Genomic DNA, 26212 nt, shown 5'->3' on the forward strand with positions numbered 1-26212 from the left:
AAGATATGTGCGGTTCCTGACTTATCTCAAGCCGTCGGCAAGCTCGTCAGCGCACCACCGGCCCGCCGGCCTTCTTCCAGGCGTCGATGCCGCCGGCAATATGCGCGGTGTTGGTCAGCCCGGCCTCCTTGGCGGCGGCCACCGCCATCGCCGAGCGCTCGCCGAAGGCGCAGAAGAACACGACGCGGCGGCGGGTGGCGGCCGCGACCTCGCGCAGCATGCCGCCCGGCTTGAGGCTCTCTTCAACGGACGGATAGGGCGTATGCAGCGCGCCTTCCAGCATGCCGTGCTTCATCCGCTCATTGGTTTCGCGCAAATCGACCAGCAGGATATCAGGACGGCCGAGCGAGCGGATTGCCTCGACGGCGCTGAGCGCGCGGCCCTCCTTCTCGAGCTCCTCCTGATGCAGGCCGACATGCATGTTGGCGGGCACCGCGACGTCCATCATCTTGGGATTGGGCAGCTTCAGATTGGCCATCAGTTCGATATAGTCGTCGACCGAGCGCACCTGGAGCCGCGGATTGTAACGCTTTTCCTCGCCGATGGTGGAGACGGTGTCGCCCTTGTAGTCATGTGCCGGAAACACCATCGTCTCGTCCGGCAGCTTGAGCAGGCGGTTGAAGATCGAATCGTACTGCGCGCGCGACGAGCCGTTCTGGAAATCGGTGCGGCCGGTGCCGCGGATCAGCAGCGTGTCGCCGGTGAAGACGCGGTCGCCCATCAGATAGGAATAGGAATCGTCGGTGTGGCCGGGCGTGTACATCACGTCGAGCGAGAGGCCCTCGATCGTCACCTTGTCGCCGTCGGCGACCCGCATCGCCACCACGTCGGCCTTGGTCTGGTCGCCCATCACGGTCATGCAATGGGTGCGGTCGCGTAGCTCGCCGAGGCCGGTGACGTGGTCGGCGTGGAGATGCGTGTCCACCGCCTTGACCAGCTTGAGGTCGAGCTCGCGCAGCAGCTGACAGTAGCGGTCGACCTTCTCCAGCACGGGATCGAGGATCAGCGCCTCGCCGCCGGGGCGGCTCGCCAGGAGATAGCTGTAGGTGCCCGAAGCACTGTCGAAGAGCTGGCGGAAGATCATGGCAAGGCCCGGCGTGAATTACTCCGAAATTCTACTACGCTTCGGGCCGGGAAGAGAAGCAATTCACTGTATTGGCAGTAAAATTTAGAAGATTTTTATTCCCGTGATGGGCGGATGGGCGTCACCTTGGCCACCGCTGTCATTCCTCGCGAAGGCGGGGAATCCAGTACGCCGCGGCCTTTCCGTACCCCTCGCCGTCTCGGAGTACTGGATCGCCCGCCTTCGCGGGCGATGACACCGAGTGTGCCGCGACGCTTTGCCCCGGCAAAGGCTCAGGGCCGCACCAATGTGTACCCGTTCTCGGCCAGAAACAGGATCTGCCCGACCCCGACCTGCACCGGCGTGGCGGCAGGGATGAACTCCGGCCGCTTGCCTGTCTCCCGCTCGATCGTGTCGATGGTGTTGAGGCAGATGTCGAAGCGGACGCCTTGCGCGATCAGGCTCTCCACCTGCTTGCGACGCTCGCTGCCGGTGAACAGAAGATCGATGCCGAGACCGAACGCCACTACCTCGATCGCGACCTTGTCGGGGTCGTAGGCCTTCAGCAAATTGTTGGCGACGCTGAGAACCAGCGCCTGCTTCCTGGCATCGCCATCCGAGAGCTGCAGCACGATCTTGTGCTCGGCGAACGGCTTGTCCTGGAGCGGCACCTGCTGCGCATAAGCGAGCGGCGTGGCAACGAAGGCGAGCAGCGCGACCAGCGTCGTGGCCAGGATTTGCGACCGCATCATCCCTGTCCTGCAATGCCCGGATTGCCCTCGACGCCTTTCAGCGTGACGCCGGAGCCGAGCCGCTCCTGAAACATCCGGCCCGAGCGCAGATATTTGGCCACCACATCCCACACCGGCGCGCCTTGCTGCCCGTTGACCGAGGCCCAGCCCGCGATCTTGTAGCGGTGGCTGGCGCTGAGCGCCTTACCGCCATTGAATCGCAGCTCCGAAATGCGGTTGCCGATCGCAGCCGTCGGCGTGCAGGTGTAGCTGAGCCCGCCGGCGCGCACCATGTCGCCGCCCTGCTGGTAATAAGGATCGGCGTTGAAGAGATTGTCGCAGATGTCTTCCAGCACGTCCTTGATCTGCGCGCCGGTCATCTCCTGCACGTAGGTCTCGGGATAGCTGATCGCGGTTTCCGCGAGCAAATCCTCCATCGTCACCGCCTGGCCGGACAGCGCGGTGACGCCCCAGCGGAAGCCCGGCGACAGCGCGACCTCGGCGTCGAGCTCGGTGCGCAGCGCGGTGCAGATCAGCTCGTCGACCGGGCCGGCGAAATTGTCGCGGCGATACAGCAGGCGATCGGGCGTTGCGATCTTCTCCGACCAGTCGGTGACGAAGGGCGCCCGCAACCGGCCGATCAGTTCGGCCATCCCAGGATCGGGTTTCAACAGCTCGGAATAGACCGGCAGCAGATGATATTTGACGTCGCTGACCTTGCCCTTGTCGAGCGCGAGGTCGAGCACGGCCAGGAATTTTCCGTTGGAGCCGGCATTGGTGACGAGTGTCGTGCCGCTCGCGTTCTTCACGGCGATCGGCTGCGGGATCGCATCATGGGTATGGCCGCCGAGGATGACGTCGATGCCGGTGACGCGGCTTGCGAGCTTGAGATCGACGTCCATGCCGTTGTGCGACAGCAGGATGACCGCATCGACCTTGTCGGTGCCGCGCAAGCCGTCGACATGCTTCTGGAGCTCTTTCTCGCGGATGCCGAAGGACCAGTCCGGCGTGAACCGCTTGGGATGCGCGATCGGCACGTAAGGGAAGGCCTGACCGACGATCGCGACGCGATGGCCGCCGAGCTCCTTGATCACCGAGGGCTTGAACACGCGCCCCGTCGCCTTGTCGAACGCGGCGGCGTCGTTGAATGCGGCTTCCTCGGTGAGAAAAACGTTCTGCGCCAGAAACTCACCCCTGAAGCGCTCGAGATTGTCGCGCAGCGCCTGCTCGCCATAGGTGAATTCCCAATGCCCGGTCATCGCTTCGATGCCGAGCAGGTTTGCGGCCTCGACCATGTCGCGGCCCTGCAGCATGTTGGCGAGTCCTGTGCCCTGCCAGAGATCGCCGCCGTCGACGAGGAGCGAACGTGATTCGCCGACGTCGCCGCGCAAGCGGTCGATCAGGGTCTTCAGATGGGCGAAGCCGCCGAGCTTGCCGAAGCGGCCTGCGGACTTCTCGAACTCGGAGCAGCTGAAGGCATAGGCATCCGCGCTGTCGGGCCTGATGCCGAAATGGTCGAGAAAGGCGCGGCCGACCAGATGCGGCGGCCGTCCCGCCATCTCGCCGATCCCGATATTGACGCTGGGCTCGCGAAAATAGACCGGATTGAGTTGTGCGTGCGTGTCGGTGAGGTGAAGGATGCGCGCATTGCCGAACCGTTCGATGTCGTAAATGCTCGCGGCCTCAGTGCCGCGCGCAGGCCGCGGCAGGCTGAGCGATGCGGCAGCAAGACCTGCACTCTTCAGGAAATCGCGGCGGCGGATCGCCATCCAGAAATTCTCCGCGCCCTCTCATGGTCGCAAGGCTGTTGCAAGAGCGGACAGTCTAGCGGATTTCCATCGCCTTCCAGGCTTCTTTTTCGGAAATCGCCTGGAAGATCGAGGCCTTGGCCAGCGCCTCGGCCTCCTTGGCTGCGGCCACGGCGCGGTTGAAATCGCCGCCATCGCCCGCCTTCTTCGCTGCGGCCAGCGCCGAGACGGTCACGGTCCATTGGTGGCGCAAGCTGGCAGCCTCCTTCGATGCGGCTTCGGCGGCGGAATAGGCCGACTTGTAATCCGCCTCATTTGCCGCGCGCGCCGCCGGCGCGAGGCTTAGGGCAAGCAGCATGGCGAGAGGAAGTGACAGCTTCATGGCCGCGCTCCAGGTCCTGATATCGGCAGGCCGTTGGCGACGTAGGACAGGAAATATTCGACGTCGCGATATTCATCCGCCTGCGGGTCCAGCGGAACCGCGCGGGTCTGGCTGTTGCAGGTGACGAAACGGCGGCTGGTCGTGCCCATGCCGCTCCATTCGGAGCGGTAGATCGGCATCGCGTTCAAAATGCCGAGCGCCGGCGCCAGGATCTCGGCGCGGATGCGCTCGCCCGGGCTCTGCACATGGCAGCTCGCGCAGGAGAAATTCATCTGGCCGCGGCGCGTGTAGAAATAGCGCTTGCCGTTCTCGAACGCCGCGAGCGCGCGGGGATCGTCGGGAATCTTGATGTCCATCGGCTTGCCGCGCGAGGTGAAGGCCATGTAGGCGGTGAGCGAGGCCATCTCGTCCTTGACATAGGAATAGGGCGCCTCGCCATTGGCCTCGCGGCAGCGGTTGAGCGCCAGCTCCAGCGTGACGACCTTGCCTTCCTTCTCGTCGAAATAAGGATAGTTCTGGCGGATGCCGATGCCGCCGTTCGGGAAGCAGTCGGCATAGGTCTTGCCGTTCTTGAACGGGGTGGCGAACATCTCCTTGCCGGCGTCGAGCGCGAACTCGTAGGGCGGGAATTCCTCCTTCTCCTGCCACTGCCGCTTCATGTCCTCGTTCATCGAATAGGGGCCGTTGACGAAATCCTCGTGCTTCACGGTCGGGAATTTCTGGAAGAAGAAGTTCTGGAACGCTTTCGCATCGGCAACGGGATCGATCTTGTCGGCCGCAACCACGCGCGCAGAGGTGAGGGCGAACGCGACAAGCGCGGCGCTCAACGAGCCAAGCAGGATGGAAGAGCGGGCCTTCATCACGAGATCTTCGCGGTGGTCGTGTCCGACCCACCCTTGTTATCGGTCCAGGAGACCTTGAGGTCGTCGCCCTTCTTGGCCCCCTTGAAGCTGAACTTGACGTAGGGGTCCTTCGAGACCGCGGTGCCCCAATCGGCAACGAAGACGTCCTTGCCGTTACATTCGAATTTCAGCTGCTGGATGTAATGCGCCGGGATCAGCTCGCCTTTGGCGTCCTTGACCAAGCCGGTATCCATGGGATGCTGGATCAGCGCCTGCACTTCGGTGATGTCGCCGTTGGCGGTGGCGCGGACGCGAATGCTGGATGCCATCTCGATCTTCCTCGCTTAGCCGCCGCAGCCGCCGACGGTGACCTTGACCTCTTTGGTCGCGCTGTAGAGCTTGCCGTCGGCTTCCACGATCGCGACCACGTTGGTGGTCTTGGCCATCTTCAGCCGGTTGGCAATGCTCGGGATCGTGCCGTCGGGAATCTTGTAACTCGCAGCCAGCGCGCTCGGGTTCTCGGCCACGAAGAACGAGATGGAGGTGACCTTGTCGAGCGTCGTCGTCACCGAGATCGGCACGACGCCGCCGTTCTCGGCGATCTCGGGGGCATCCAGCTTGACCTTGTCGGAGGGCTCGGCGGTCTTGCCGTAGAGTGCCTTGACGGCATCCGCCTCGCTCTTCTGCTTGAAGGCCTCTTCCGGATATTTGTCGTTGGCTGCGGCGCGCGCGGGTGTGAACGGCAGGTTGCCGAGGCCGAGCAGCGCGACCGAGGCTGCGCCCTGAAGGATCAGGCGCCGCGTCGCGAAAGGGCCGGTGAAGGCGGTCATCAAAGGTCTCCTAACCAATCTCTTGGCGTGCCGGCGGTCACAGGGTCTGCAGGAAATCAACGATCGCGCTGATCTCCTGTTCGGTCAAAATCCGGTTCCGGCCGAATGGCGGCATCATGGTCTGCGGATTGCGCTTGGTCTCGTCGAAGATGATCGCGGTGAGCTCGTTGCGATCGGGGTATTTGGCCTTGAGGTCCTTCAGTTCCGGCCCGATCGTTCCCGGCAGGTCGCCGCCCTTGATGACGTGGCAGGTCAGGCAATTGCCCTTGCCGCGGTCGAAAGCGAGTTTCTGGCCGTCCGCCACGGCGGACTGCGCCCGCGCCGGGCTCGCGGCGAGGCTGGCGACGATGGCCAGCATGAGGAACAGAGGCTTCCGGGAAAGGGCGGTCAAGGCATCATTCCAAGGCGTTATATCGATGATCTCGTTGGCGCAATATAGTGTTTCCAAAGCACAAAGGGCATCGCCTGACAATCAAGACTATGCACGCGACAAAATGGAGTTAATGTCTTCCGCATTGCAACTAAAGAGATTATTTGTTCAGCCGATTTGGCCCACGAGTTTGGCCTAGAAGTTAAGGGCCAAGGCGTCGGCCGGCTGTTTCCAGGGCGTTTGGGCGCTCATCCTGTTTTCATCGCGTTCTCGTTTTTTCAAGGGGACCTCACTTGGCTGAATATGTCGTCGAATTCGGCAGGGATGGCGGTCGGGTCGAGTCGGACGGGCGGCTCGATGCGCCGGCATTTCATCGCAATCACGAGGCGCTCTGGGCGGCACTGGAAAAGTATCTCGCCGGCTGCACCGGCAACGTGGTCGAGCTCGGCAGCGGAACCGGCCAGCATGTGGTCCACTTCGCCCGTCACACGCCCGGCCTGATCTGGTGGCCCAGCGATCTCAACCAGCGCCACCTCAAGAGCATTGAGGCCTGGCGCGTTCATGCCGGCCTGCAAAACATCCGCAGCCCGCTGCGGATCGATCTCACCGATCCCGACTGGTGTCCGGAGATGAAGAATGGGCAGGCGCCGACAAGTCTTGCCGCCGTGTTCTGCGCCAATGTCATCCACATCGCGCCATGGGAGGTAGCCGAGGGCTTATTCGCCGGTGCCGGCCGCTATTTGCGGGCTGACGGCAAGCTGTTCCTCTACGGCCCCTTCAAGCGCGATGGCAAGCACACGGCGCTCAGCAACGCCGTGTTCGACACGTCCTTGCGTGAAGGCAATCCCGACTGGGGCGTGCGCGACATCAGCGATGTCGAGACGCTCGCGCGCGGGGTGGGCCTCCGCCTCGTCGATACGGTCGACATGCCGGCGAATAATTTCACGTTGGTGTTTGCGCGATAGAGGTTGTCATGCCCGGGCTTGTCCCGGGCATCCACGTTCTTCATGCACTAGGCCGAGGCGTGGAGGCCGGGACATGCCCGGCCATGACGACGCGGAGGCATCTGCGCCCAAGCGCTAGCCTTCATCCAGCCAGCCGATCTTGTCCTTCAAGAACCGAAAGCCAAGCACCTCGAAGCCGGCGCGCTCCTTGTTGTCCTTGCCGTAGCCGTGGCCGCCCGCTTCCGGCTCGTAGAACCAGGCCTCGTAGCCCATGGCCTGGAGCTTTGCTGCCATCTTGCGCGCATGGCCGGGATGGACACGGTCGTCGCGCCGCGTGGTGGCGATCAGGATCGGCGGATAGGGCTGGCCGGCTTTGACGTTGTGATAGGCGGAATAGGTCTTCAGCCAGTCCCACTCCTCAGGCTTGTCGGGATCGCCATATTCCGCGATCCAGCTCGCGCCGGCGAGCAGCTTTGTGTAACGGCGCATGTCGATCAGCGGGATGGTACAGAACAGCGCGCCGAAACGTTCGGGGTATCGCACCAGCATGTTGGTGATGAGGATGCCGCCGTTCGATCCACCCTGCGCGGCGATGCGCTTTGCTGTGGTCACACCGCGGCGAACGAGATCGGCGGCGACCGCGGCGAAATCATCATGCGACAGCTTCTTGCCGGCGAGCCGGCCGGCATCGTGCCAGCGCGTGCCGAACTCCCCGCCGCCGCGCAGATTCGCCTGCACCGTGGTGCCACCGCGCTCCAGCCACAGCTTGCCGAGCGACGGATTGTAGTACGGCTTCACCGAATGGGCGAAGCCGCCATAGGCGCTCATATAGACCGGCGCATCGCCGCTCTCGCCAGCGGGGCCGGTCTGGATATAGGGAATGCGCTCGCCGTCGATCGAGATCGCCTCGTGCTGGGTGACCACGAGTCCGTCGGCGTTGAACGTTTTCGGCGCCTGTTTCAACACGGTCGGGCTCGCGACGCCGCGCTCCATCAGCAGCAGCGCCGGCGGCGTCAGCGGATCCTGCACATTGGCCAGCAGGTCGCCATTGCTCTCGGAGGGATGGCGGTCCAGCGGCCAGACATCGACGACGCCGATCTGCGGCAGCCCGCCGAGTGTCTCGCGGCTCCAGCTCGTGGCCGATGGCGTGCAGATCTCGAATCGCGGCCGGAGCTCGTGGAGGATCGACAGCACCAGCTTGGCCCCGGCCCAGAACAGACCCTGTAGGGCGCGGCGAGGTTCCGGCGCGAACAGGATCGCGAAATCGCGGCTGCCGGCGAGGAATGCCGAGAGCGACATGCCAAGCACGGTGTCGGCGGCATAAATTCTCCCCTGGATTGACCAGGCTTCGCGCAGCTTCATCGCGAACCAGTTGCCATGTGCCTGCATCCAGACGCCGGTCGGCAGATCGAGCTTCGTCGTCGTGCCGTCGGCATCGCGCAGCCAGATCGCATGATTGAAGAAGTCGATCTGGTCGATGATCCAGCTGCGCGGGGCCGCTGCGGTGTCGTCGACCATGCCGGAGATCGCGATATGATCCGCCGTGGTCTCGATGATCCTCTGCGCCTGATCGACAGGCTGGCCGCGCCGCCACAGCCGAACGGTGCGCGAATATCCCGAACTCGTCGCCATGCCTTCGCCATAGGCGCTCGACAGCAGCAACGTGTCGGCATCGAGCCAATCGGCGCCGCCCTTGGCCTCCGACAGCGCAAATCCGTCCTCAACGAAATTCTTGGTATCGAGGTCGAACTCCCGCAACGTGACGGCGTCGCTGCCGCCGCGCGACAGGCTCAAAATCGCTCGCGAGCTTCCCGGCTGTGTGGTGATGCCACTCAGCAGCCAGTCCTCGCCCTCACGCGCCGCGAGCTGGTCGACATCCAGCATGATCTCCCACGCCGGATGCGGCTTGCGAAACTCCGCGAGCGAAGTCTTCCGCCACAGGCCGCGCGGGTTGGTCGCGTCCTTCCAGAGATTGTGCAGGTCGTCGCCGCGCCGGCTGACATAGGGGATGTTGTCGGGACGATCGTAGATCGCCGCGAGGATGTCGCGATCGCGCTCGAACGCTTTTCCACCAAACGCGTCGAGCGTCAGGCTGTTCTGCCGCGCGACGAAATCGAGCGCCAGCTTGCCTTCGATCTCCTCCAGCCAGAGCCAGGGATCGTCGTCGGGAGCGCTGAGCGTAGGCCTGTCGTCGACGGACATGAACGAAACTCCGGAAGATCGCGGCGGATAGGATTTGATGGAGCGCAAGCCGTCAAGTGCGCGGCCCATTATCATCCGCCCGATTGCGTCAGAGGCATGGCCTGCGCCCGTTTGCGCCGGTTGCCCGCCCTCCCGTGCCCCGCCATAGTGCCGGGGATCAAGCGAGCCCTTGAAGGCCTTTGAAAGCCCCTCGAAAGCCCGTTGGGGCGGAAATGCCGATGCTGGATGTGACTGCAGCCGATGAGATCGCCGCCGACGCCCGCGTGCGCGCCAATGTGGTGCGCCTTGCCGCCGCGCAGGCGCTGACCGGCGCCAACTCGGCGGTGATCTTCGCGACGGGCTCGATCGTCGGTGCGACGCTTGCACCCGACGTCTCGTTCGCGACCGTGCCAATCTCGATGTATGTGCTCGGGCTCGCCGCCGGCACGTTGCCGACCGGCGCGATATCGCGCCGCTTCGGCCGCCGCGTGGCTTTCGTCGTCGGCACCGGTGTGGGCGCGCTGACCGGCCTGCTCGGCTGCTTCGCGATCCTGCACGCTTCGTTTCCATTTTTCTGTCTGGCGACCTTTCTTGGCGGCCTCTACGGCGCGGTGGCGCAGTCCTATCGCTTCGCTGCTGCCGACGGCGCCAGTGCGGCCTATCGGCCGAAAGCCGTGTCCTGGGTGATGGCGGGCGGCGTGTTCGCCGGCGTGCTCGGTCCGCAGCTCGTGCAATGGACCATGGATGTCTGGCAGCCTTATCTGTTCGCCTTCAGCTTCCTGGTCCAGGCTGCTGTCGCGCTGGTCGCGATGGGCATCGTCGCCGGGGTCGACATGCCGAGACCGGCACCGGCCGATCTTCACGGCGGGCGGCCGCTGCTCGAGATCGTGACCCAGCCGCGGTTCATCGCGGCGGCGCTGTGCGGCGTCATCTCCTACCCCATAATGAATCTGGTGATGACCTCGGCGCCGCTTGCGATGAAGCTGTGCGGCCTAAGCGTTTCCGATTCCAATTTCGGGATCCAATGGCACATCGTGGCCATGTACGGGCCGAGCTTCTTCACGGGTGCGCTGATCGCTCGCTTCGGCGCACGGAGGATCGTTGCCGTCGGCCTGCTGCTCGAGGCCGGCGGAGTTGGCATCGGGCTATCAGGCATCACCGCGGTGCATTTCTGGGCCACGCTGATCGTGCTCGGCATCGGCTGGAATTTCTCCTTCATCGGCGCCTCCGCGCTGGTGCTGGAGACGCACCGGCCGCAGGAGCGCAACAAGGTGCAGGCCTTCAACGACTTCCTGGTGTTCGGCATGATGGCGATCGGCTCGTTCTCGTCCGGCCAATTGCTCGCCAGTTACGGCTGGTCCGCGGTGAATATGGTGGTGTTTCCGCCTGTCGTGCTCGGCCTCGCCGTGCTCTCGCTCGCGTCCTGGGCTCGCCGCCGCAAAGCGCGGCTGGACGAGGCCATGGGCGAGTTCCCGGATGCGATCTGAGGTGGCAGGAGGCTGTCAGCAACGTTGATACTTCGATCCAGGCCGAAGTGATTTCCGGGGCCTGGGTCGTTACATGATGCTCGTCATGGACAGGCGAGCGTGAAGCAAGGCGCTCGCGGGGGAAAAGAAGGACAAGCGCAAATGCTCGACAATCCCCGGCACGACGCATCGATCGACGAATCCTCGCTCCGCTACGAAGGCTGGCGCATCGTTGCGGTCTGCTTCCTGCTCGCGACCTTCGGCTGGGGGCTCGGCTTCTACGGCCAGAGCGTCTATGTCGCGGAGCTTCAGCGTGCGCACGGCTGGTCGGCCTCGCTGATCTCATCCGGCACGACGTTCTTCTATCTGTTCGGTGCGCTGCTCGTCGTCTTCGTCGGCGAGGCCGTCAACAAATACGGCCCGCGCCTCGGCCTGATCGCGGGCACGCTGGCGATGTCGGCTGCAGCGGTCGCGATCGGCGCGGTGCGCGAGCCGTGGCAGCTTTATCTGGCCAACGCCGTGCTCGCCCTCGGCTGGGCCGGCACGAGTTTGGCCATGATCACCAACACGATCAGCCTGTGGTTCGACCAGAAGCGCGGCATGGCGATCAGCCTCGCGCTGAACGGCGCAAGCTTCGGCGGCATTGTCGGCGTGCCTCTGCTGGTGACCTTGATCGGTCATATCGGCTTCGCCAGCGCGATGTTTGTCGTCGCAGGCGCCATGCTGGCGCTGCTCGTGCCGGTGATCCTGATTGTCGTCGGCCGTCCGCCTGATCTCCATGGTCGGCGCGCAGCGACGAAGGCGAAGCCGCAATCGTCGGCGCAGATCCGCAGCCAGGCGTTACGCGATGTCGGCTTCCTCACAGTGACCATTGCCTTTGCTTTGGTGCTGTTCGCGCAGGTCGGCTTCATCGTGCACCTGATCTCGTTCCTCGATCCCGTGATCGGGCGCGAGCGCGCGGCCGTCGCAGTTGCCGTGCTGACCGCGATGGCGGTGATCGGCCGGGTGCTGTTCTCGCTGGTGATCGACCGCATCAACCAGCGGCTCGCCTCGGCGCTGTCGTTCCTGAGCCAGGCCGCGGCGCTTCTCGTGGTCATCAATCTGCACAATGATTACGTGCTGATCGCCGCCTGCGCATTATTCGGCTTCTCGGTCGGCAATCTCATCACGCTGCCGTCGCTGATCGTGCAGCAGGAATTCGATTCCGCCTCGTTCGGCGTGCTGATCAGCCTCAACACCGCGATCAACCAGGTGACGTATGCGTTCGGCCCCGGCGTGGTCGGCTTCCTGCGCGACTTTTCAGGCGGCTATTCTCTGCCGTTCTATCTCTGCATCGCGCTGGAGGTGGTGGCGGCGGCGTTGATCATGGTGCGCGGGACGCCGCACCATGTGCCGTCATTGCGAGCGTAGTGAAGCAATCCAGAGTCATTCCGCAGGCGCAGTCTGGATTGCTTCGTCGCGAAGGCTCCTCGCAATGACGAGGGGAGGGAGCGAGGCTCACGCCTCGCGCTGCTTCAGCAGTTCCTCCACATCCAGCCGCTTCGTGAACATCGCGAGCTTGCCGTCCGGCCCGAACGGCCATTGCTCTCTCGGCCGGTCCCGATACAGCTCCACGCCATTCTGGTCCGGATCGCGCAAATAGAGCGCTTCGGACACGCCATGGTCGCTGGCCCCATCCAGCGCAATGCCGGCCGAGAGCACGCGGTGCAGCGCATCCGCCAGCGCGGGCCGCGTCGGATAGAGGATTGCAGTGTGATAGAGTCCGGTCGTTCCCGGTGGCGGCGGCGAGCCGCCCTTGCTCTCCCAGGTGTTGAGCCCGATGTGGTGATGGTAGCCGCCGGCCGAGATGAAGGCCGCGCCGGAGCCCATGCGCTGCATCAGTTCGAAGCCCAGCACGCCGCAATAGAAGCCGAGCGCGCGATCGAGATCGGCGACCTTGAGGTGAACGTGGCCGATCCGGGTGCCGGCGGCGACGGCTTGGTTCTGCGACATGTGGCTGCTCCGTTGACAATGTCCACATAAGGCGAGCCTCGGAACAGTGCTACTGCCCTATCCCGAAACCCATCGTTTCCAGATGCGAAACTATCAGAGCTCCGAGATCTCGCCGTCGGGCAGGCCGAACTCGAATGTGTTCAGCGTCATCGACACCAGCGCGTAATAGCCGCACAGCCCGATCACCTCGACCACGCCGCGCTCGCCGAGCAATTGCACCGCCTCGTCGTAGAGACCCTTCTCGACCCCATGACCCTCATGCAGCGATTTCGCGACGTCGTAGATCATCTTGCCCTTGGGATCGTCGAATTCAGGCGTGCGGCGATCGCGAATCGCGTCGATGATTTCCGGATCCATGCCGCCGGCAAGCGCCAGGCGTTTGTGCGCGTACCATTCGTAATGCGCGGTCCAGTGCCGCGCCGTCACCAGGATCGCGATCTCCGAAAGTTTTGCGGGGAAAATCGTGTCGTAGCGCAGGACCTCGCCGAGCCGCGTGGCGTGTCGCGCCATGTCGGGGCTGTTGAGCCAGGCCATCATCGGCGCCGGCGGCTTGCCGCGTTTGCCGGCAATCGACTCGTCATAGGTCTGCCGCTGGCTCTCGTTCATTTCGCCAGGCGAAAGAAGCTTCAGGCGCATTGCTGTTTCCTCTTTGTTTTTCAAGCTTCGCCGTCGCCGCGACTATAGCGGATGCGTGACACGGAAGTGGTTGAATTCCGCGGGAGCTTGGCCCAGAGTCGCGGCCAACAAGCCGATTTAGATTGATGGAAACGATCCATGAGCGACATGACAGGCGATGCCGAGACCGCCGATCTCGAAACATTCCGCAGCGAAACACGTGTCTGGCTCGAGGCGAACTGCCCGCCGGAAATGCGCAAGCCCGCGAGCTCCGACGCCGACGTGTTCTGGGGCGGACGCAACGCAAAATTCTCGTCCGAGCCGCAGCGCATCTGGTTCGAGCGCATGCGCGACAAGGGCTGGACCGTGCCGGACTGGCCGAAGGAATACGGCGGTGGTGGCCTCAGCCCAGCCGAGCACAAGGTGCTGCGCGCCGAAATGGCCAGGATGGGTGCGCGTCCGCCGCTGTCGAGCTTCGGCATCTGGATGCTCGGGCCGGCGTTGCTCAAATACGGCAACGACGCCCAGAAGAAGGAGCACCTGCCGAAAATCGCGGCGGGCCTGATCCGCTGGTGCCAGGGCTATTCCGAGCCGAACGCCGGCTCTGATCTCGCCTCGCTCCAGACCCGCGCCGAGAGCGACGGCGATGATTTCGTCATCACCGGCCAGAAGATCTGGACGTCCTATGCCAACTACGCCGACTGGATCTTCTGCCTGGTACGCACCGATCCCGCCGCGAAGAAGCACGACGGCATCAGCTTCATCCTGTTCGACATGGCCTCGAAGGGCGTCTCGACCAAACCGATCCTCCTGATCTCCGGCTATTCGCCGTTCTGCGAGACTTTTTTTGACAATGTTCGCGTGCCGAAATCGCATGTGGTCGGCACTGTCAACCGCGGCTGGGACGTCGCAAAATATCTGCTCCAGCACGAGCGTGCGATGATATCAGGCATGGGCGAGCGCGGCGTCGGCCGTCCGCTGGGCCAGATCGCGGCCGATTCCGTCGGTACCGATGCGCTGGGACGGCTCGACGATGCGATGCTGCGTGGCCGGATCGCCAGCTTCGACGTCGACGAAGCCGCACTTGCGGCTTGCGCCGAGCGCGCGGTCGATCTCGCCAAGGCGGGCCAGGCCCATCCGGCATTCTCGTCGGCGATGAAATATTACGGCACCGAGCTCAACAAGCGCCGTTACGAGATTCTGATGTCGGCCGGCGGCCTCGATGCGCTGGAATGGGAGAGCGAGCGTTCGAAGCAAGGAGCTCGTCCGCGCGCCTGGCTGCGCACCAAGGCCAACTCGATCGAGGGCGGCACGACCGAGGTCATGCTCGGCATCGTCGCCAAGCGCATTCTGGATCTGCCAGGGGCCTAACTCACCGTCGTTCCGGGGCGCGCGAAGCGCGAACCCGGAACCTCGAGATTCCGGGTTCGCGTCTTGGACGCGCCCCGGAATGACAGCGACAAAAATGCATTCCGTCAGACGTTAGAGACCTTGCACATGGCCCTCGTCCTCACCGAAGAACAATCGATGCTCCGCGACAGCGCGCGCGGGCTGATCAGCGACAAGGCGCCGGTGTCGCATTTGCGCAGCTTGCGCGATAGCAAAGATCCCACCGGCTTCTCTAGGGAGTTTTGGCATTCCTTCGCCGAGATGGGTTTTGCCGGCTTGCTGGTGCCGGAAGAGTTCGGCGGCAGCGGCCTCGGCTATGTCGAGGCCGGCGTGGTGATGGAGGAGATCGGCCGCACGCTGATGCCGTCGCCTTTCCTCGCCACCAGCGTGGTCGCGGCTTCGGCACTGAACCGTGGCGGCAATGCCGGGCAGAAGTCGGAGCATCTGCCAAAAATCTCCAACGGCTCGCTGCTCGCGACGCTCGCGATTGACGAGGGCGCAAAGCATCGCCCGCTCCAGACCAGCCTCCAGGCCGTGCGCGCCGGCAACGGTTTCAGGCTCTCCGGCGCCAAGGCGCTGGTGGTCGACGGTCACGTCGCTGATCTCCTCATCGTCGCCGCGCGCACCGCGGGCTCGGCCGGCGAGCGCGAGGGGCTGACGCTGTTCCTTGTCGATCCCAAGGCCAAGGGCGTTGCGATCGAGCGCACCATCATGGTCGACGCGCACAATGCGGCGCGGATCGAGCTCGCCAATGTCGAGGTTAATGCCGACAGCGTGCTCGGCGAAGTCGATCAGGGCGCAACGCTGCTCGACGGCGTGCTCGATATCGGGCGCGGCGCGGTCGCCTCCGAAATGGTGGGCCTGAGCGAAGAGGTATTCAACCGAACCGTCGAATACCTGAAGAGCCGCAAGCAGTTCGGCAAGCTGATCGGCGAATTCCAGGCGCTGCAGCACCGCGCTGCCGAACTCTATGTCGACATCGAGATCACCCGCGCCGCCGTGATGAAGGCGCTTCAGGCGCTGGATACGGACATAGCCAAGGCCGCCTCAGCCGTCGCGGTGGCCAAAGCGCGTGCCGGCACCACCGCCACGCGCGCGGTGCAGGAAGGCGTGCAGATGCATGGCGGCATGGGCATGACCGACCAGTTCGACATCGGCTTCTTCATGAAGCGCGCGCGTGTGTGCGAGGAATTGTTCGGGGATGCCAATTACCACACCGAGCAGCTGGCAAGGGCGCGGGGATATTAGGCGCACCGTTGCGTCGCATTCGGTGTCATCGCCCGCGAATGCGGGCGATCCAGTACGCCGCAGCCCCTCAGTATGCGATTGATGTCTCGGAATACTGGATCGCCCGGTCAAGGCCGGGCGATGACAGCGGAGCAGGCAGACAGCGCCTGCCCCAAGCTCGTCATTGCGAGGAGCACTTGCGACGAAGCAATCCAGACTTTCGTCTTGGAAAGACCCTGGATTGCTTCGCTCCGCTCGCAACGACAGCAGAGAGACCTTGCTCTACCGCATCGGCGGTGCGTACTGCACGCCGCCCGCGTTCCACAGCTGATTCATCCCGCGCGGGATCTTCAGCTTCGACTTCTCGCCGATATTGCGCTCGTACATCTCGCCGTAATTGCCGACGTTGCGGATGATGCGGACGACCCAATCCTTGGTGAGGCCGAGCTGCTCGCCGTAATTGCCCTCGGTGCCGACCAGCCGCATCACTTCCGGTTTCTTCGACTTCAGGGCCTCGTCGATGTTCTCCGAGGATACGCCGAGCTCTTCGGCGTTGATCATCGCGTAGAGCGTCCACTTCACGATCATCATCCAGTCGTCATCGCGCTGACGCACGACGGGGGCGAGCGGCTCCTTGGAGATCATGTCCGGCAGGATCATGTGGTCGCCGGGCTTCGCTAGGTTGATCCGCAGCGCGTAGAGCTGGGAGACGTCGGCGCTCAGCGTGTCGCATTTGCCGGCATCATAGGCTTTCACGACGTCGTCCAGCTTGTCGAACTTCACCTCTTCATACTTCATGTTGTTGGCACGGAAGTAATCCGCGACGTTGAGCGCCGTGGTGGTCCCGGTCTGGACGCAGACCTTGCTGCCAGTCAGGTCCAGTGCGGTTTCCTTGTTGCGGGCGCGCGGTAGCATGAAGCCTGCGCCATCGTAATAGGCGACCGCGGGGAAATAGAGATCGTAGTCGAGCTCGCGCGCCATGCTCCAGGTCGAGTTGCGCGAGAGGATGTCCACCTTCCGGCTCTGCAATTCCTTGAAGCGCTCGTTGGCATCGAGCGCGACGAATTTCGCCTTGGCCGGATCATTGAAGATCGCTGCGGCCACCGCGCGGCAGAAATCGACGTCGAAGCCGGTCCAGTTGCCCTTGTCGTCGGGAATCGAGAAGCCCGGCAGGCCCTTGTTGACGCCGCACAGCACTTCGCCGCGGCGCACGGTGCGCTTCAGCGTGCGGGTGTCGTAGAACTCGTAGATCACCGCCAGGGCGCCGACCAGCACGGCAACCGCGAGCCCGATCAGCAGGCCGCCTCGAAAACTGCGCATCATGTTGCTCTCTCGAAATAATCGGGAAAAGGAATTCTGGACGAAGGTGGGAAGAGAAGATCAGAGCTCGGGCTTCTGCCGGATGACCACCTTGGTGCCGACAGGGACGCGATCGTAGAGATCGGCGACATCGCGGTTGACGAGCCGGAAGCAACCCGAGGAGACCTTGGTGCCGATCGTGTCGGGCCGATTGGTGCCGTGGATGCGATAGACTGTGGTGCCCAAATACATGGCGCGCGCGCCGAGCGGATTGCCGGGGCCGCCGGCCATGAAGCGCGGCAGATAGGGCTGGCGCTGGATCATCTCCGGCGGCGGCGTCCAGTCCGGCCACTCCTTTTTGTTGGTGATGTTCACCAGCCCCTGCCACTGAAAACCATCGCGGCCGACGCCGATGCCGTAGCGGATAGCGCGGCCGCCGGGCTGCACCAGATAGAGATGCCGTTCGGCGGTCGAGATGATGAGGGTGCCGGGTGCTTCGGTGGTGCGGAAGTAGACGACCTGCTTCTGCCATTCCGGATCGAGCTCATAGGCGTCGTCGGCCACCAGGCCCGGCTCGTCGCCGCGGTCGGGCTGCTGGGCGAAGGCATGCGGGATGGCCAGGACCAAGCCGATCGCAGCCACAAACATCCCGGTCAGGCGACGAAAATCCGTCATTTCAAGCTCTCCCCCACGGCCAAGGCCAAATCATCTGGAACCATCAAATCTGAGGGCCCTCTTCATGGCAAGTTCAAGGCACCCTTAGACCATATGTCACGAGAATGCTTTGGTTTTTTGACGGACCCCGCGCAATGCCACAAACGGGGGATGGCGCGAAAAGCAGTAGCCATGGCCTCGCTTAGTGTGGGGCGACCAAACTTGCATTCACAAACGCCGTCATGCCCGGACAAGCCCGGCCAAGACGATGTGGAAGCAGCGCGATGTCAGATATGGTTGTTCTCCGGCGCGATCCCGAGCCGCCGGACGATCTCTGTCCCCACGGCCCGGGCCTCAGGCCGCGAACCGATGCGCGGACTGCGAAACCGTTGTCCTGAGAGCAATCGGATCACGACGATGCAGTGCTCGTCCTCGGAGCGGCCGCGGCGCTCGACCGTGATCGTCTTCACCTCGCGCCCTTCGATATGGTCGGCGCGCAACGTGCCGTCGCCCCACAGGCGTTCGACGCGGATATCGCCTTGGCGGATGATCCAGAAAGCGCCGGTCACAAGGTTGGCATATCGGTAAACGCCGAATGCGGCGAGCGCGCCAACCGGCAGCAGCACGATGTCGACCGGCCCGGGCGACAGGCCGCGCCAGAGCTTGTAGGCGTAGGGAACGGCGCATAATGCGACGACGATCAGTGCGACGATCCTGATGTCCCTTACGGAAAACGGCTCGAGGGGGTCGCCGAGACGCATTTCGGGATTGCTGGCATCGAGCGGATTGACCGGAGACTCGACGTCGGGAACGTCGAATTGCGCGGCGATCCGCGCCACCGTATCGCGCACATGCGTGACATCGGCGATCGGCGGCGACGTCAGGCGTTCTCCGGAGGTCAGCGTGAAGGCCAGCTGGAAGCGGGCTTTCGCCCTCTTGCTGCCGGGAACCTGCAATCCGCTGATGTCGTCCTTGGCAACGACCCGGGTGCGGAGTTTTCCGAACGGGCGCTGCTCCCCGATCAAGATCTGGTCCGGCGTGATGATCCACACCACTGCCGGCGCGAGCATGATGACGCCGACGAACGCTGCTCCCACGAGCAGCGCGACCACGGAGATGATCACCTCCAGGGTGTCGTGCGTGAACAGGCCCGGCGTGAAGCAAAGCGCAACGGCGGCCGCAAAGCCGGACATGACCAGCCGCTGCGCGATCGAGGCGCCTTCACGAAGGCGAATGTCAGTGCTGTTGGTGGCGTCGTCCATCGCAGGCGGCTGATTACGTGGCCCGCGAAACTCCACGGACGGGTCCGTGGAGTCAAGCAACAAGGCCGGGCGCAGCGATCTGGCATCAGCTATTGGCGTTCAGCAGCCGGCCGACGGCGCGGTCGATCTCGTCGTAACGCCCTTCGCCATCGTGCTGGAACACGATCTTCCCATTCTGGTCGATGATGTATTGCGCCGGCCAATACCGGTTGCGGTACGCGTTCCAGGTCTTGGACTCATTGTCCTGTGCCACCGGATAGGTGATGCCGTGGCGCTTCAGTGCGGCCTGCACGTTGGACGCCGAGCGCTCGAACGGGAATTCCGGCGTGTGCACGCCGACCACGACGAGGCCCTTATCTTTGTATTTCGCATAGAGCTCGGTGACGTGCGGCAGCGTGTTGACGCAGTTGACGCAGCCATAGGTCCAGAAGTCCACCAGCACGACCTTGCCGCGGAGATCGGCGATAGCAAGCGGCTTCGAATTGAACCAGTTGTTGATGCCGGCAAAATCGGGCGCGGCCTCCTGGCTGGCGGCCGCAGCGATGACGACAGGGACGGCGCGCGCGGCCTCGTCGCAGATGCCGGGGATGACGGCGCCGGTCACGGCAATGCCGATCAGTGCGGCGGAGACGGCGAGCAGTTTGAAAGTCATGGAAACGTCCTCCGGTGAAGATGAGGGATGATCACAGGCCGATCTGGCCGGTGGGATAGAAGCCGGTGAGCCACGCCACGATCAGCGTGTCGTATTGAAAATAGGCGGCCAGCGCGAAGCCGATCACGACGACGCCAAAGCCCTGCTGCAGCCTCGGCGAGATGCGCGCGAGACTGCGCACGCGGGTGGTGGCCGCCTGCCCGCCATAGGCGATCGCCAGCATCGGAAGCGCCGCGCCGATCGCGTAGGCAATCAGCAGCGCGCCGGCCCAGGTCGCGTTCTCAGCCGTCGCGACCAGCGTCAGGATTGAGCCGAGCACAGGACCGGCGCAGGGCGTCCAGACCAGGCCAAGCGTGGTGCCAAGCACGAGCCCGCCGAGTGCGCCCTCGCGCTGCGTGGCGCTGGAGTTGCCGAGATCAAGCCAGCCGTTGAGCCGGATCGACAGCCATTCGAACGGCGCCGGCCACAGCATCAACAGGCCGAAGCCGAGCAGCAGGATCGATGCCGCCTCGCGCAGCACGCTCGGATCGAAATCGAACAGCCGCGTGATTGCGCCGAGCAACAGCGCGGTTGCGGAGAACGAGATGACGAAGCCGAGCGCGATCATCGCCGGCCGTAAGTGTCCCGCGCGCCCGATCGAGGCGCCGAGCAGGATCGGCAGCATCGGCAGCGTGCAGGGTGCGGCGATGGTGAGGATACCGGCAAGGACAGCGAAGGTGAGTTCGAGCATGGGGCACTCGTGATGCGGTCACGAGGGGAGTTCGGGCGGGATGGGGCGGACGTTACGCGCCGTCACACGTTCGTGACGGGATTGGCTGCTATTCAGGACCAGGATGCGCTCCCTCCACCGCTTGCGGGGGAGGGTTGGGGAGAGGGTGTCTCCGCAACGGGGCACTCCCAAGAGGAAAAAACCTCACCGGCCGCCGCGGGAGAGGCGGGAGAGGCGGGAGCGCGCGGCGAGAGCCTGCCCCCAAATACAAAACGACCCGGAGGGGGGCATCCCGTCCGGGTCGTTGGAGGTCTTGGGAGGTTTAACGAAACCGTATGTGATCTTTATAGGAGGGAAGTTTTTCCGCCTGATGTTGTGCTTTGTTTCAATTGTTTCGTCGGCGGTAACACTTCCGTGTCCGGAGACAGGGCTGCATGGGCGGTCCTATCTCCCTGAAATCCTTGGGTTAGGCAGCAAAGCGCTCGACGCCGGCGCCCTTAAGCAATTCGGCCAGTTGCTTGCGGGCGTAGAACATCCGGGTCTTCACCGTGCTCTGCGGGATGCCGATGATCTGTCCGACCTCCTCCACCGACTTCTCATGGTAGTAGACGAGGTTGATAATTTCGCGATGTGCGGGTGACAGCTTCTGGACGCAGGCGCGCAGAATTGCGCTGGTGTCGCTGCGGTCGAGCGATGTCTCCGGGGTGTCGCAACCATCCGCGATCTGGCGCACGTCTTCCTGGTCGATGTCCTCGAAGCGACGCTGGCGCATCGCGGTCAGCGCCTTGAAGCGGGCGATCGAGAGCAGCCAGGTCGAAACCTGCGAGCGGCCCTGGAATTGGCCGGCGGTCCGCCACACGTCCAGAAACACCTGGCTGACGAGGTCTTCCGCCGTGGTGGCGTCGCGCACGATCCGCAGGATGAAGCGGTAGACGCGCACATTGTGCCGGCAATAGAGAATGTGCATGGACGTCCGGTTGCCGTCGGCAATGCTTTCGAGAAGCATGTCGTCCGAAGTCGCCTGAGCGGCAATGATGCTCTGACTGGCCTGGGCGTTGATGGCGATGACGTTCGGCATTGACTTGGCTCCCCGTAGCGCCGCAACCGAGCGGCGTTTCCTTCGACCAAAGTGTTAATGAGCCAACGTTTCGGGACGTCTGCACGAAAAGGGGAAAATGGTTTCGTGCGCCGCCAAATTGTTTCGTCGGACAGGGCGCGACGAAACATTCGGGACAAAAAGGCGTGGAATTTCAACGTACGGAAAATACGGGTGGGTCAGGCGGCGCCGGGAACGTATTTCGGGCTTTTGCGTTTGATGTCGCCTGAATCTCAGCTTTCGTCAGGACGACAATGGGCCCTTACGCCTTTTCCCCGGCCGGCGAGAACAGATAGCCGCCGCCGCGGATGGTGCGGATCACGGCGGGTTTTGCCGGATCAGGCTCGATCTTGCGGCGGATGCGCATGATGCGCAGATCCACGGCGCGGTCGAAGGCTTCGGCGTCGCGCGCGTTGGCCAATTCCAGCAGGCGCTCACGCGACAGCACGCGCTTCGGATTGGCCGCGAACACTTTCAGGAGCCCGAACTCGGATGCGGTCAGCGGGTGCTCGTTGCCCTCGTCGTCGCGCAAGGCCTGCGCTTCGAGATCGAGCCACTTTGTCCCGAACCGTACCAGCTGATCCTTGTCCGATTTCGCAGCCGCCGTTTCCGCCGCCACGGTTTTCGCCGGCGTGCTCCGGCGCAGCACCGAGCGGATGCGCGCCATCAGCTCACGCAGCTCGCACGGCTTGGCTACGTAATCGTCGGCGCCGAGCTCGAGGCCGACGACGCGGTCGATCGGGCTCGCCGTCGCAGTGAGCATGATCACCGGCACGTTGATGCGGCTCTTGAGGTCGCGGATGATCGAGAGCCCGTCTTCCTCGGGCATGTTGAGGTCGAGCACGACGAGATCGGGCATGCTGCCGGCGATCGCTGTGCGCAAGGACTTGCCGCCGTCGCACAGCGTCACGGTGAAGCCGTGCATCTTGAGGTAATCGCCGACCATCTCCCGGGCCGGGGCCTCGTCGTCGACGATCATGATGTGCTGGCTTTGGGTCATGTTCTCGAGATCACGGGATTTCGGTCGCGGGGAGGGTGATGGTGAAGGTCGAGCCCTTGCCGGGGCCTTCGCTTTCGGCGGTCACCTCGCCGCCGTGCATGTCGATAATACGTTTGACGATGGACAGCCCAAGCCCCGTCGAGCTCTCGCCGGCGGTCGGTTTTGCCGACAGCCGCTGGAATCGGCCGAACAGGCGGCCGAGATCTTCCGGCGACAGGCCGGCGCCCTCGTCGCTGACGCGGACGATGGTGTCGCCGCCCTCATGGCTGACCATGACGCCGATCTTGCCGCCGATCGGTGAGTATTTGATGGCGTTGCTGATGAGATTGTCGATCGCCTCGCGGATGCGGTCAGTGTCGCACATGGTGACGACGTTGAGGGGCGCGCTGACGCTGATCGCCTGCTGCTTGTTGATCGCGAGCGGCTGGTTGGCTTCGGCGACCTCCTTGACCAGGGCCGCGACGTCGACCGGCTCGCGGCGGATGGTGATGTCGAAGGCATCGGCCATCGCGTCCGAGATCAGGTGATCGACCATCGTGGTCAGCCGCTTGGTGGCATCGCGGATGTGATCGACCTGGGCGACCACGCCGATTGACGACGCGCCGGTCGAGATCAGCTCCTTCAGCATCTCGGTGCGGCCGAGGATGACGCCGAGCGGGTTCTTCAGATCATGCGCGACGGTGCCAAGGATCTCGTTCTTGAAGCCGTTGGCGCGCTGCAGCCGCAGCCATTGCGCCGAGAGCCGGCGGTTGGCCTGCATCAACGCGCGGGTACGCTGGGCGACGCGGTCTTCCAGCTGGGTGTTGGCGGCCTGGAGCTGCTGGTAGAGGATGACGTTGTCGAAGGCGATCGAGAGCCGGCTGGAGAAGATCTCGACCAGCGAGCGGTCGGTTTCCGACAGTTCGCGCTCGGCCTGGAGCAGCACCACGACCTCGCGGCCGCTTCCGGTGCGCAAATAGATCACGCTGCGATGGTCGGCGAATTCGTTCTTGCGGCCCTGGAAGGCGGCTTCCACCATCGCGCGCAGATCGGGGTCGAGCGCCTTCGACGAGGTCGTGCCGATGAAGCGGCTGTAACAGCCGCTGCCGGCAAGCACCGAGAGCTCGGGATCGATGCCGCCATTGTCGCGCAAAACCAGTATACCGGCGCAATCGACGTTGAGCAGCGAGGCGAGCTGGGTCAGCACGCCCTCGGCGAGCCGCTGCATCGACTTGAAGTCGTATAGCGTCGAGGCGGCGTCGATAATGATCTCGAGCCCGCGCCGGGTCTGCAGCATGCGCTCGAGCTGCTGGTAGGAGCGCAGCGCCGCGGTCAGCGAGGTGAACAGCTTGTCGGCGGTGAGCTCGGTCTTGGCCTTGTAGTCGTTGATGTCGTACTGCACGATCACGCGCCGCTCGGGCGCCTGGCCCGGCTGCCCGGTGCGCAGGATGATACGCACGGTCTCGTTCTTGAGCTCGTTGCGGATGTATTCGACCAGCTCGAGGCCGGCGACGTCCGTCTCCATGATGACGTCGAGCAGCACGGCGGCGATGTCGCTGTGCGCGGCCATCAGCTTGCGACCTTCCGCCGCGGAATGGGCGGAGAGAATCTCCAGGCCCTGGCCGTTGAGGTTGTAGTCGGACAGCGCGAAGCGCGTGCCGTCATGCACGGCCTGATCGTCGTCGATGACGGCGATCTTCCATTTCCGGGCGTCAACATCCTCCGACGCGGTACCGGTGTCGTCGATCAGGTGGAGGACATCGTCCTGTTCGGCCATTGAGAAGTCCCGTCAGTCTCTGTGCTTTGCCCGCCGCCCTTGGCGACCCGGGGCATGATAATGCGAAAAGTAGTGCCTTGTCCCAGCTTGGATTCCAGCATCATGCGACCACCGAGCTGCTGGGTGACGAGGTTATAGACGATATGGAGGCCGAGTCCCGTGCCACCTTCATTGCGCCTCGTGGTAAAGAATGGGTCAAAGGCCTGGCGCTGCACGTCGGAGGTCATGCCGGCCCCGTCATCGGTGAAGATGATCTCGACGTCGTCGGCCCCGCGGGGCCGCGCCGAGATCGTGATCGTGCCGGCGCGGCCGTCGGCAAAGGCGTGGTTGGCGGCGTTGAGGAACAGGTTGGTCAGGATCTGGCCGTAGGAGCCGGGATAGCCGTCGAGCAGCAGCCCCTCGGGCATGTCGACATGGAGCGTGATCGGCGACCGCTTCAGGACCGGGCGCAGGCTCGCGATGATCTGGTCGGTGGCTTCGCTCAGCGAGAATTGCCGCCGCTCGGCATGGGAGCGGTCGACCGCGACCTGCTTGAACGACTGGATCAGTTCGCCGGCGCGCTGGAGGTTGGCGACGAGCTGCTGCGAGGCGTCGCGCGAGGACTGCACGAACTCTTCCAGCTGCGAGCGGCGCAGGCCGCCTTCGCCCTTGAGCTGGGCCTCGAAAATCTCGGTGCGCCGGGCCAAGCTGGACGCGACGGTGAGGCTGATGCCGATGGGATTGTTGACCTCGTGCGCGACGCCGGCGACGAGGCCGCCGAGGGCCGCGAGCCTCTCGGCATCGATCAGATTCTGCTGCGCGGCGTTGAGCTCGAGCAGCGCGCTCTCGGCCTTCTCCTTGGACGCGCGCAGCTCGTCCTCGGTCTCACGCTTCGCAATCGCGTTTTCGCGGAACACTTCCACCGCGCGCGCCATGGCGCCGACTTCGTCACGCGCGCGCGTGCCCTGCACCTCGCGGCCGAGGTCGCCGAGGGTGATCGCGCGCATTGCCGCCATGATCTGCTGCAGCGGCAGCCGGATCGACAGCGCGATCAGCACGCCGGCGGTGAGGATGATGCCGAGGAAGATTACGGCGATGGAAAAAACGCGACGGGAGATGTCCGCCAGCGTGCGGTCGAACGTCTCCTGCGCCTTCTGCTCGCGCTGGCGCATCTTGGTGGAGAGGTCGTCGATGGCGCCGATCGCCTCCGCCTGGTTGGCGTCGATGGTGTTGCGCAGCAGCTCGGTACGGTTCGTGAGCTGCTCGGAGAGCTTTGCAAAGCCCTCGCGCAGCGCGGCGGTGCGGGCCGCGAGTCGTCGCAGCGCCATGCGCTGGAGGTCGTTGTCGGCGAGATCGATCATCACGGGGATGGTCTTCTCGATCGTCTCGGTATTGCGGCGGGCGTCGTCGGCCGCACCCGATGATAGCGACAGATAGTAGGAATTGGCCGCGACCAGCATCGCGGTGAAGGCCTCGCGCGACTTGCCCAGCGAAGGCCAGATCAGCGCGTCGCGATGGCCGGTGGCGCCTTCGATGATGGAGTAGAGGCCGGCCATGTCCCTGGCCGGTCCCTGCACCTGATCCTCATAGGTCATGGCGATGGTGGCCTGCACGCCGCGCAGCTCGCCAAAGCCGTTGAGGAAGCGCTCGGTGGTGCGCTCCAGCTCCTCGACCGAGCCCGACAGCATCGGGTCCTTGGCGGCGCGGTTGGCCAGCGTCCCCAGCACCGCCTCGCGCAGCAGCAGGATCTCGGCGAACAAATCGGGGCTCGGCTGGTTGATGTAGCGGTGGATCAGATTGTGCAGCCGCCCGGTTTCGCTCTCGAGCAGCGCCAGGATCCGGTCCGACTCGCGCACCTGGCGCACGTCGTCCCAGGCCGAGCCGAGCACCTGCGAGCCGTTCCAGATCAGCCCGACCAGAACGATGACCACGGCGGAGTTCAGCGCCGCGATCGACAGGATGCGCCAGCGGATCGGCACCGCCCGGAGCACGCCGACGAGCCGCGCGCGCAGCCGCCCCATTGGG

At 64.2% G+C, this 26212-nt stretch carries 25 protein-coding genes; 5 read left to right on the plus strand and 20 right to left on the minus strand.

What is annotated here, in order from left to right; genetic code table 11:
* Positions 1–46: 46 nt before the first annotated feature.
* The 8 genes from IVA88_RS01060 to soxX all read right to left on the minus strand — a co-directional run bounded on the left by IVA88_RS01060 (position 47) and on the right by soxX (position 5987).
* Positions 47–1084, minus strand: a complete 1038-nt coding sequence (locus tag IVA88_RS01060) for an MBL fold metallo-hydrolase (protein WP_247495447.1) — start codon at positions 1082–1084, stop codon at positions 47–49.
* 272 nt (positions 1085–1356) lie between these two features.
* On the minus strand, positions 1357–1815 hold the full coding sequence (locus IVA88_RS01065; protein WP_247495448.1) for a hypothetical protein: 459 nt from the start codon (positions 1813–1815) through the stop codon (positions 1357–1359).
* A complete protein-coding gene (soxB, locus tag IVA88_RS01070) occupies positions 1812–3563 on the minus strand; it encodes a thiosulfohydrolase SoxB (RefSeq protein WP_247495449.1) in 1752 nt (583 codons plus the stop codon). The genes IVA88_RS01065 and soxB overlap by 4 nt, the downstream gene beginning before the upstream one ends.
* A gap of 55 nt (positions 3564–3618) precedes the next feature.
* Positions 3619–3924, minus strand: a complete 306-nt coding sequence (locus IVA88_RS01075) for a hypothetical protein (RefSeq protein WP_247495450.1) — start codon at positions 3922–3924, stop codon at positions 3619–3621.
* Positions 3921–4784, minus strand: a complete 864-nt coding sequence (soxA, locus tag IVA88_RS01080; RefSeq protein ID WP_247495451.1) for a sulfur oxidation c-type cytochrome SoxA — start codon at positions 4782–4784, stop codon at positions 3921–3923. The genes IVA88_RS01075 and soxA overlap by 4 nt, the downstream gene beginning before the upstream one ends.
* Positions 4784–5095, minus strand: coding sequence for a thiosulfate oxidation carrier complex protein SoxZ (gene soxZ / locus IVA88_RS01085; protein WP_247495452.1), 312 nt, complete (start codon positions 5093–5095; stop codon positions 4784–4786). The genes soxA and soxZ overlap by 1 nt, the downstream gene beginning before the upstream one ends.
* A 15-nt stretch (positions 5096–5110) precedes the next feature.
* Positions 5111–5596 (minus strand): thiosulfate oxidation carrier protein SoxY, encoded by a 486-nt coding sequence (gene soxY, locus IVA88_RS01090; RefSeq protein ID WP_247495453.1) that lies wholly within the window; start codon positions 5594–5596, stop codon positions 5111–5113.
* A 37-nt stretch (positions 5597–5633) separates the two neighbouring features.
* Positions 5634–5987 carry a sulfur oxidation c-type cytochrome SoxX gene (gene soxX / locus IVA88_RS01095; protein ID WP_247495454.1) on the minus strand — a complete coding sequence of 118 codons (354 nt, stop codon included), beginning with the start codon at positions 5985–5987 and terminating at the stop codon, positions 5634–5636.
* A 272-nt stretch (positions 5988–6259) separates the two neighbouring features.
* Here soxX and IVA88_RS01100 point away from each other — a divergent pair, with 272 nt between their 5' ends.
* Positions 6260–6931 carry a DUF938 domain-containing protein gene (locus tag IVA88_RS01100; RefSeq protein WP_247495455.1) on the plus strand — a complete coding sequence of 224 codons (672 nt, stop codon included), beginning with the start codon at positions 6260–6262 and terminating at the stop codon, positions 6929–6931.
* A 114-nt stretch (positions 6932–7045) separates the two neighbouring features.
* On the opposite strand, the gene IVA88_RS01105 is transcribed toward IVA88_RS01100, so the two are convergent.
* On the minus strand, positions 7046–9112 hold the full coding sequence (locus IVA88_RS01105) for a prolyl oligopeptidase family serine peptidase (RefSeq protein WP_247495456.1): 2067 nt from the start codon (positions 9110–9112) through the stop codon (positions 7046–7048).
* Between the two features lie 218 nt (positions 9113–9330).
* Between IVA88_RS01105 and IVA88_RS01110 the strand changes: the two genes are divergently transcribed.
* Together IVA88_RS01110 and IVA88_RS01115 are read left to right on the plus strand one after the other, a co-directional pair.
* Complete coding sequence (locus IVA88_RS01110; RefSeq protein ID WP_247495457.1) at positions 9331–10578, plus strand: MFS transporter; 1248 nt, start codon at positions 9331–9333, stop codon at positions 10576–10578.
* A gap of 141 nt (positions 10579–10719) precedes the next feature.
* On the plus strand, positions 10720–11967 hold the full coding sequence (locus tag IVA88_RS01115; RefSeq protein ID WP_247495458.1) for an MFS transporter: 1248 nt from the start codon (positions 10720–10722) through the stop codon (positions 11965–11967).
* 87 nt (positions 11968–12054) lie between these two features.
* On the opposite strand, the gene IVA88_RS01120 is transcribed toward IVA88_RS01115, so the two are convergent.
* Positions 12055–12549, minus strand: coding sequence for a VOC family protein (locus IVA88_RS01120; RefSeq protein WP_247495459.1), 495 nt, complete (start codon positions 12547–12549; stop codon positions 12055–12057).
* Between the two features lie 93 nt (positions 12550–12642).
* Positions 12643–13185, minus strand: a complete 543-nt coding sequence (locus tag IVA88_RS01125; protein WP_247495460.1) for a carboxymuconolactone decarboxylase family protein — start codon at positions 13183–13185, stop codon at positions 12643–12645.
* Between the two features lie 147 nt (positions 13186–13332).
* On the opposite strand from IVA88_RS01125, the gene IVA88_RS01130 reads away from it, so the two are divergent.
* The gene (locus IVA88_RS01130; protein ID WP_247495487.1) at positions 13333–14535 is read left to right on the plus strand and encodes an acyl-CoA dehydrogenase family protein; all 1203 of its coding nucleotides are present in this window, start codon (positions 13333–13335) and stop codon (positions 14533–14535) included.
* A gap of 126 nt (positions 14536–14661) precedes the next feature.
* Positions 14662–15801, plus strand: a complete 1140-nt coding sequence (locus tag IVA88_RS01135) for an acyl-CoA dehydrogenase family protein (protein WP_247495461.1) — start codon at positions 14662–14664, stop codon at positions 15799–15801.
* Between the two features lie 261 nt (positions 15802–16062).
* Here the strand turns inward: IVA88_RS01135 and IVA88_RS01140 are convergent, their stop codons facing one another.
* From IVA88_RS01140 to IVA88_RS01180, 9 genes are all read right to left on the minus strand, one after another.
* On the minus strand, positions 16063–17100 hold the full coding sequence (locus IVA88_RS01140; RefSeq protein WP_247495488.1) for an amino acid ABC transporter substrate-binding protein: 1038 nt from the start codon (positions 17098–17100) through the stop codon (positions 16063–16065).
* Between the two features lie 60 nt (positions 17101–17160).
* On the minus strand, positions 17161–17754 hold the full coding sequence (locus IVA88_RS01145; RefSeq protein WP_247495462.1) for a L,D-transpeptidase: 594 nt from the start codon (positions 17752–17754) through the stop codon (positions 17161–17163).
* 266 nt (positions 17755–18020) lie between these two features.
* Positions 18021–18995 (minus strand): hypothetical protein, encoded by a 975-nt coding sequence (locus IVA88_RS01150; RefSeq protein ID WP_247495463.1) that lies wholly within the window; start codon positions 18993–18995, stop codon positions 18021–18023.
* 85 nt (positions 18996–19080) lie between these two features.
* Positions 19081–19647, minus strand: coding sequence for a thioredoxin family protein (locus tag IVA88_RS01155; protein WP_247495464.1), 567 nt, complete (start codon positions 19645–19647; stop codon positions 19081–19083).
* A 31-nt stretch (positions 19648–19678) separates the two neighbouring features.
* On the minus strand, positions 19679–20377 hold the full coding sequence (locus IVA88_RS01160) for a cytochrome c biogenesis CcdA family protein (RefSeq protein ID WP_247495465.1): 699 nt from the start codon (positions 20375–20377) through the stop codon (positions 19679–19681).
* A 445-nt stretch (positions 20378–20822) separates the two neighbouring features.
* Positions 20823–21434, minus strand: coding sequence for a sigma-70 family RNA polymerase sigma factor (locus IVA88_RS01165; RefSeq protein ID WP_247495466.1), 612 nt, complete (start codon positions 21432–21434; stop codon positions 20823–20825).
* Positions 21435–21714: 280 nt separating this feature from the next.
* A complete protein-coding gene (locus IVA88_RS01170) occupies positions 21715–22452 on the minus strand; it encodes a response regulator (RefSeq protein WP_247495467.1) in 738 nt (245 codons plus the stop codon).
* Between the two features lie 10 nt (positions 22453–22462).
* Positions 22463–24208, minus strand: coding sequence for a DUF3369 domain-containing protein (locus tag IVA88_RS01175; RefSeq protein WP_247495468.1), 1746 nt, complete (start codon positions 24206–24208; stop codon positions 22463–22465).
* A complete protein-coding gene (locus IVA88_RS01180) occupies positions 24178–26208 on the minus strand; it encodes an ATP-binding protein (protein ID WP_247495469.1) in 2031 nt (676 codons plus the stop codon). The genes IVA88_RS01175 and IVA88_RS01180 overlap by 31 nt, the downstream gene beginning before the upstream one ends.
* Between the last annotated feature and the right edge of the window lie 4 nt (positions 26209–26212).

The sequence above is a fragment of the Bradyrhizobium sp. 149 genome, from assembly GCF_023073915.1.
GTDB lineage: Bacteria > Pseudomonadota > Alphaproteobacteria > Rhizobiales > Xanthobacteraceae > Bradyrhizobium.

Bases quoted from the DNA above. Each gene is read 5' to 3' on its own strand.
- soxY (WP_247495453.1), bottom strand. From the start codon at position 5,596: ATGACCGCCTTCACCGGCCCTTTCGCGACGCGGCGCCTGATCCTTCAG.
- IVA88_RS01130 (WP_247495487.1), top strand. From the start codon at position 13,333: ATGACAGGCGATGCCGAGACCGCCGATCTCGAAACATTCCGCAGCGAA.
- IVA88_RS01110 (WP_247495457.1), top strand. From the start codon at position 9,331: ATGCTGGATGTGACTGCAGCCGATGAGATCGCCGCCGACGCCCGCGTG.
- IVA88_RS01140 (WP_247495488.1), bottom strand. From the start codon at position 17,100: ATGCGCAGTTTTCGAGGCGGCCTGCTGATCGGGCTCGCGGTTGCCGTG.
- IVA88_RS01105 (WP_247495456.1), bottom strand. From the start codon at position 9,112: ATGTCCGTCGACGACAGGCCTACGCTCAGCGCTCCCGACGACGATCCC.
- IVA88_RS01165 (WP_247495466.1), bottom strand. From the start codon at position 21,434: ATGCCGAACGTCATCGCCATCAACGCCCAGGCCAGTCAGAGCATCATT.
- IVA88_RS01155 (WP_247495464.1), bottom strand. From the start codon at position 19,647: ATGACTTTCAAACTGCTCGCCGTCTCCGCCGCACTGATCGGCATTGCC.
- IVA88_RS01075 (WP_247495450.1), bottom strand. From the start codon at position 3,924: ATGAAGCTGTCACTTCCTCTCGCCATGCTGCTTGCCCTAAGCCTCGCG.
- IVA88_RS01125 (WP_247495460.1), bottom strand. From the start codon at position 13,185: ATGCGCCTGAAGCTTCTTTCGCCTGGCGAAATGAACGAGAGCCAGCGG.
- IVA88_RS01150 (WP_247495463.1), bottom strand. From the start codon at position 18,995: ATGGACGACGCCACCAACAGCACTGACATTCGCCTTCGTGAAGGCGCC.
- IVA88_RS01180 (WP_247495469.1), bottom strand. From the start codon at position 26,208: ATGGGGCGGCTGCGCGCGCGGCTCGTCGGCGTGCTCCGGGCGGTGCCG.
- IVA88_RS01160 (WP_247495465.1), bottom strand. From the start codon at position 20,377: ATGCTCGAACTCACCTTCGCTGTCCTTGCCGGTATCCTCACCATCGCC.
- IVA88_RS01060 (WP_247495447.1), bottom strand. From the start codon at position 1,084: ATGATCTTCCGCCAGCTCTTCGACAGTGCTTCGGGCACCTACAGCTAT.
- IVA88_RS01065 (WP_247495448.1), bottom strand. From the start codon at position 1,815: ATGATGCGGTCGCAAATCCTGGCCACGACGCTGGTCGCGCTGCTCGCC.
- IVA88_RS01175 (WP_247495468.1), bottom strand. From the start codon at position 24,208: ATGGCCGAACAGGACGATGTCCTCCACCTGATCGACGACACCGGTACC.
- IVA88_RS01145 (WP_247495462.1), bottom strand. From the start codon at position 17,754: ATGACGGATTTTCGTCGCCTGACCGGGATGTTTGTGGCTGCGATCGGC.
- IVA88_RS01115 (WP_247495458.1), top strand. From the start codon at position 10,720: ATGCTCGACAATCCCCGGCACGACGCATCGATCGACGAATCCTCGCTC.
- IVA88_RS01135 (WP_247495461.1), top strand. From the start codon at position 14,662: ATGGCCCTCGTCCTCACCGAAGAACAATCGATGCTCCGCGACAGCGCG.
- soxB (WP_247495449.1), bottom strand. From the start codon at position 3,563: ATGGCGATCCGCCGCCGCGATTTCCTGAAGAGTGCAGGTCTTGCTGCC.
- IVA88_RS01170 (WP_247495467.1), bottom strand. From the start codon at position 22,452: ATGACCCAAAGCCAGCACATCATGATCGTCGACGACGAGGCCCCGGCC.
- IVA88_RS01120 (WP_247495459.1), bottom strand. From the start codon at position 12,549: ATGTCGCAGAACCAAGCCGTCGCCGCCGGCACCCGGATCGGCCACGTT.
- soxA (WP_247495451.1), bottom strand. From the start codon at position 4,784: ATGAAGGCCCGCTCTTCCATCCTGCTTGGCTCGTTGAGCGCCGCGCTT.
- soxZ (WP_247495452.1), bottom strand. From the start codon at position 5,095: ATGGCATCCAGCATTCGCGTCCGCGCCACCGCCAACGGCGACATCACC.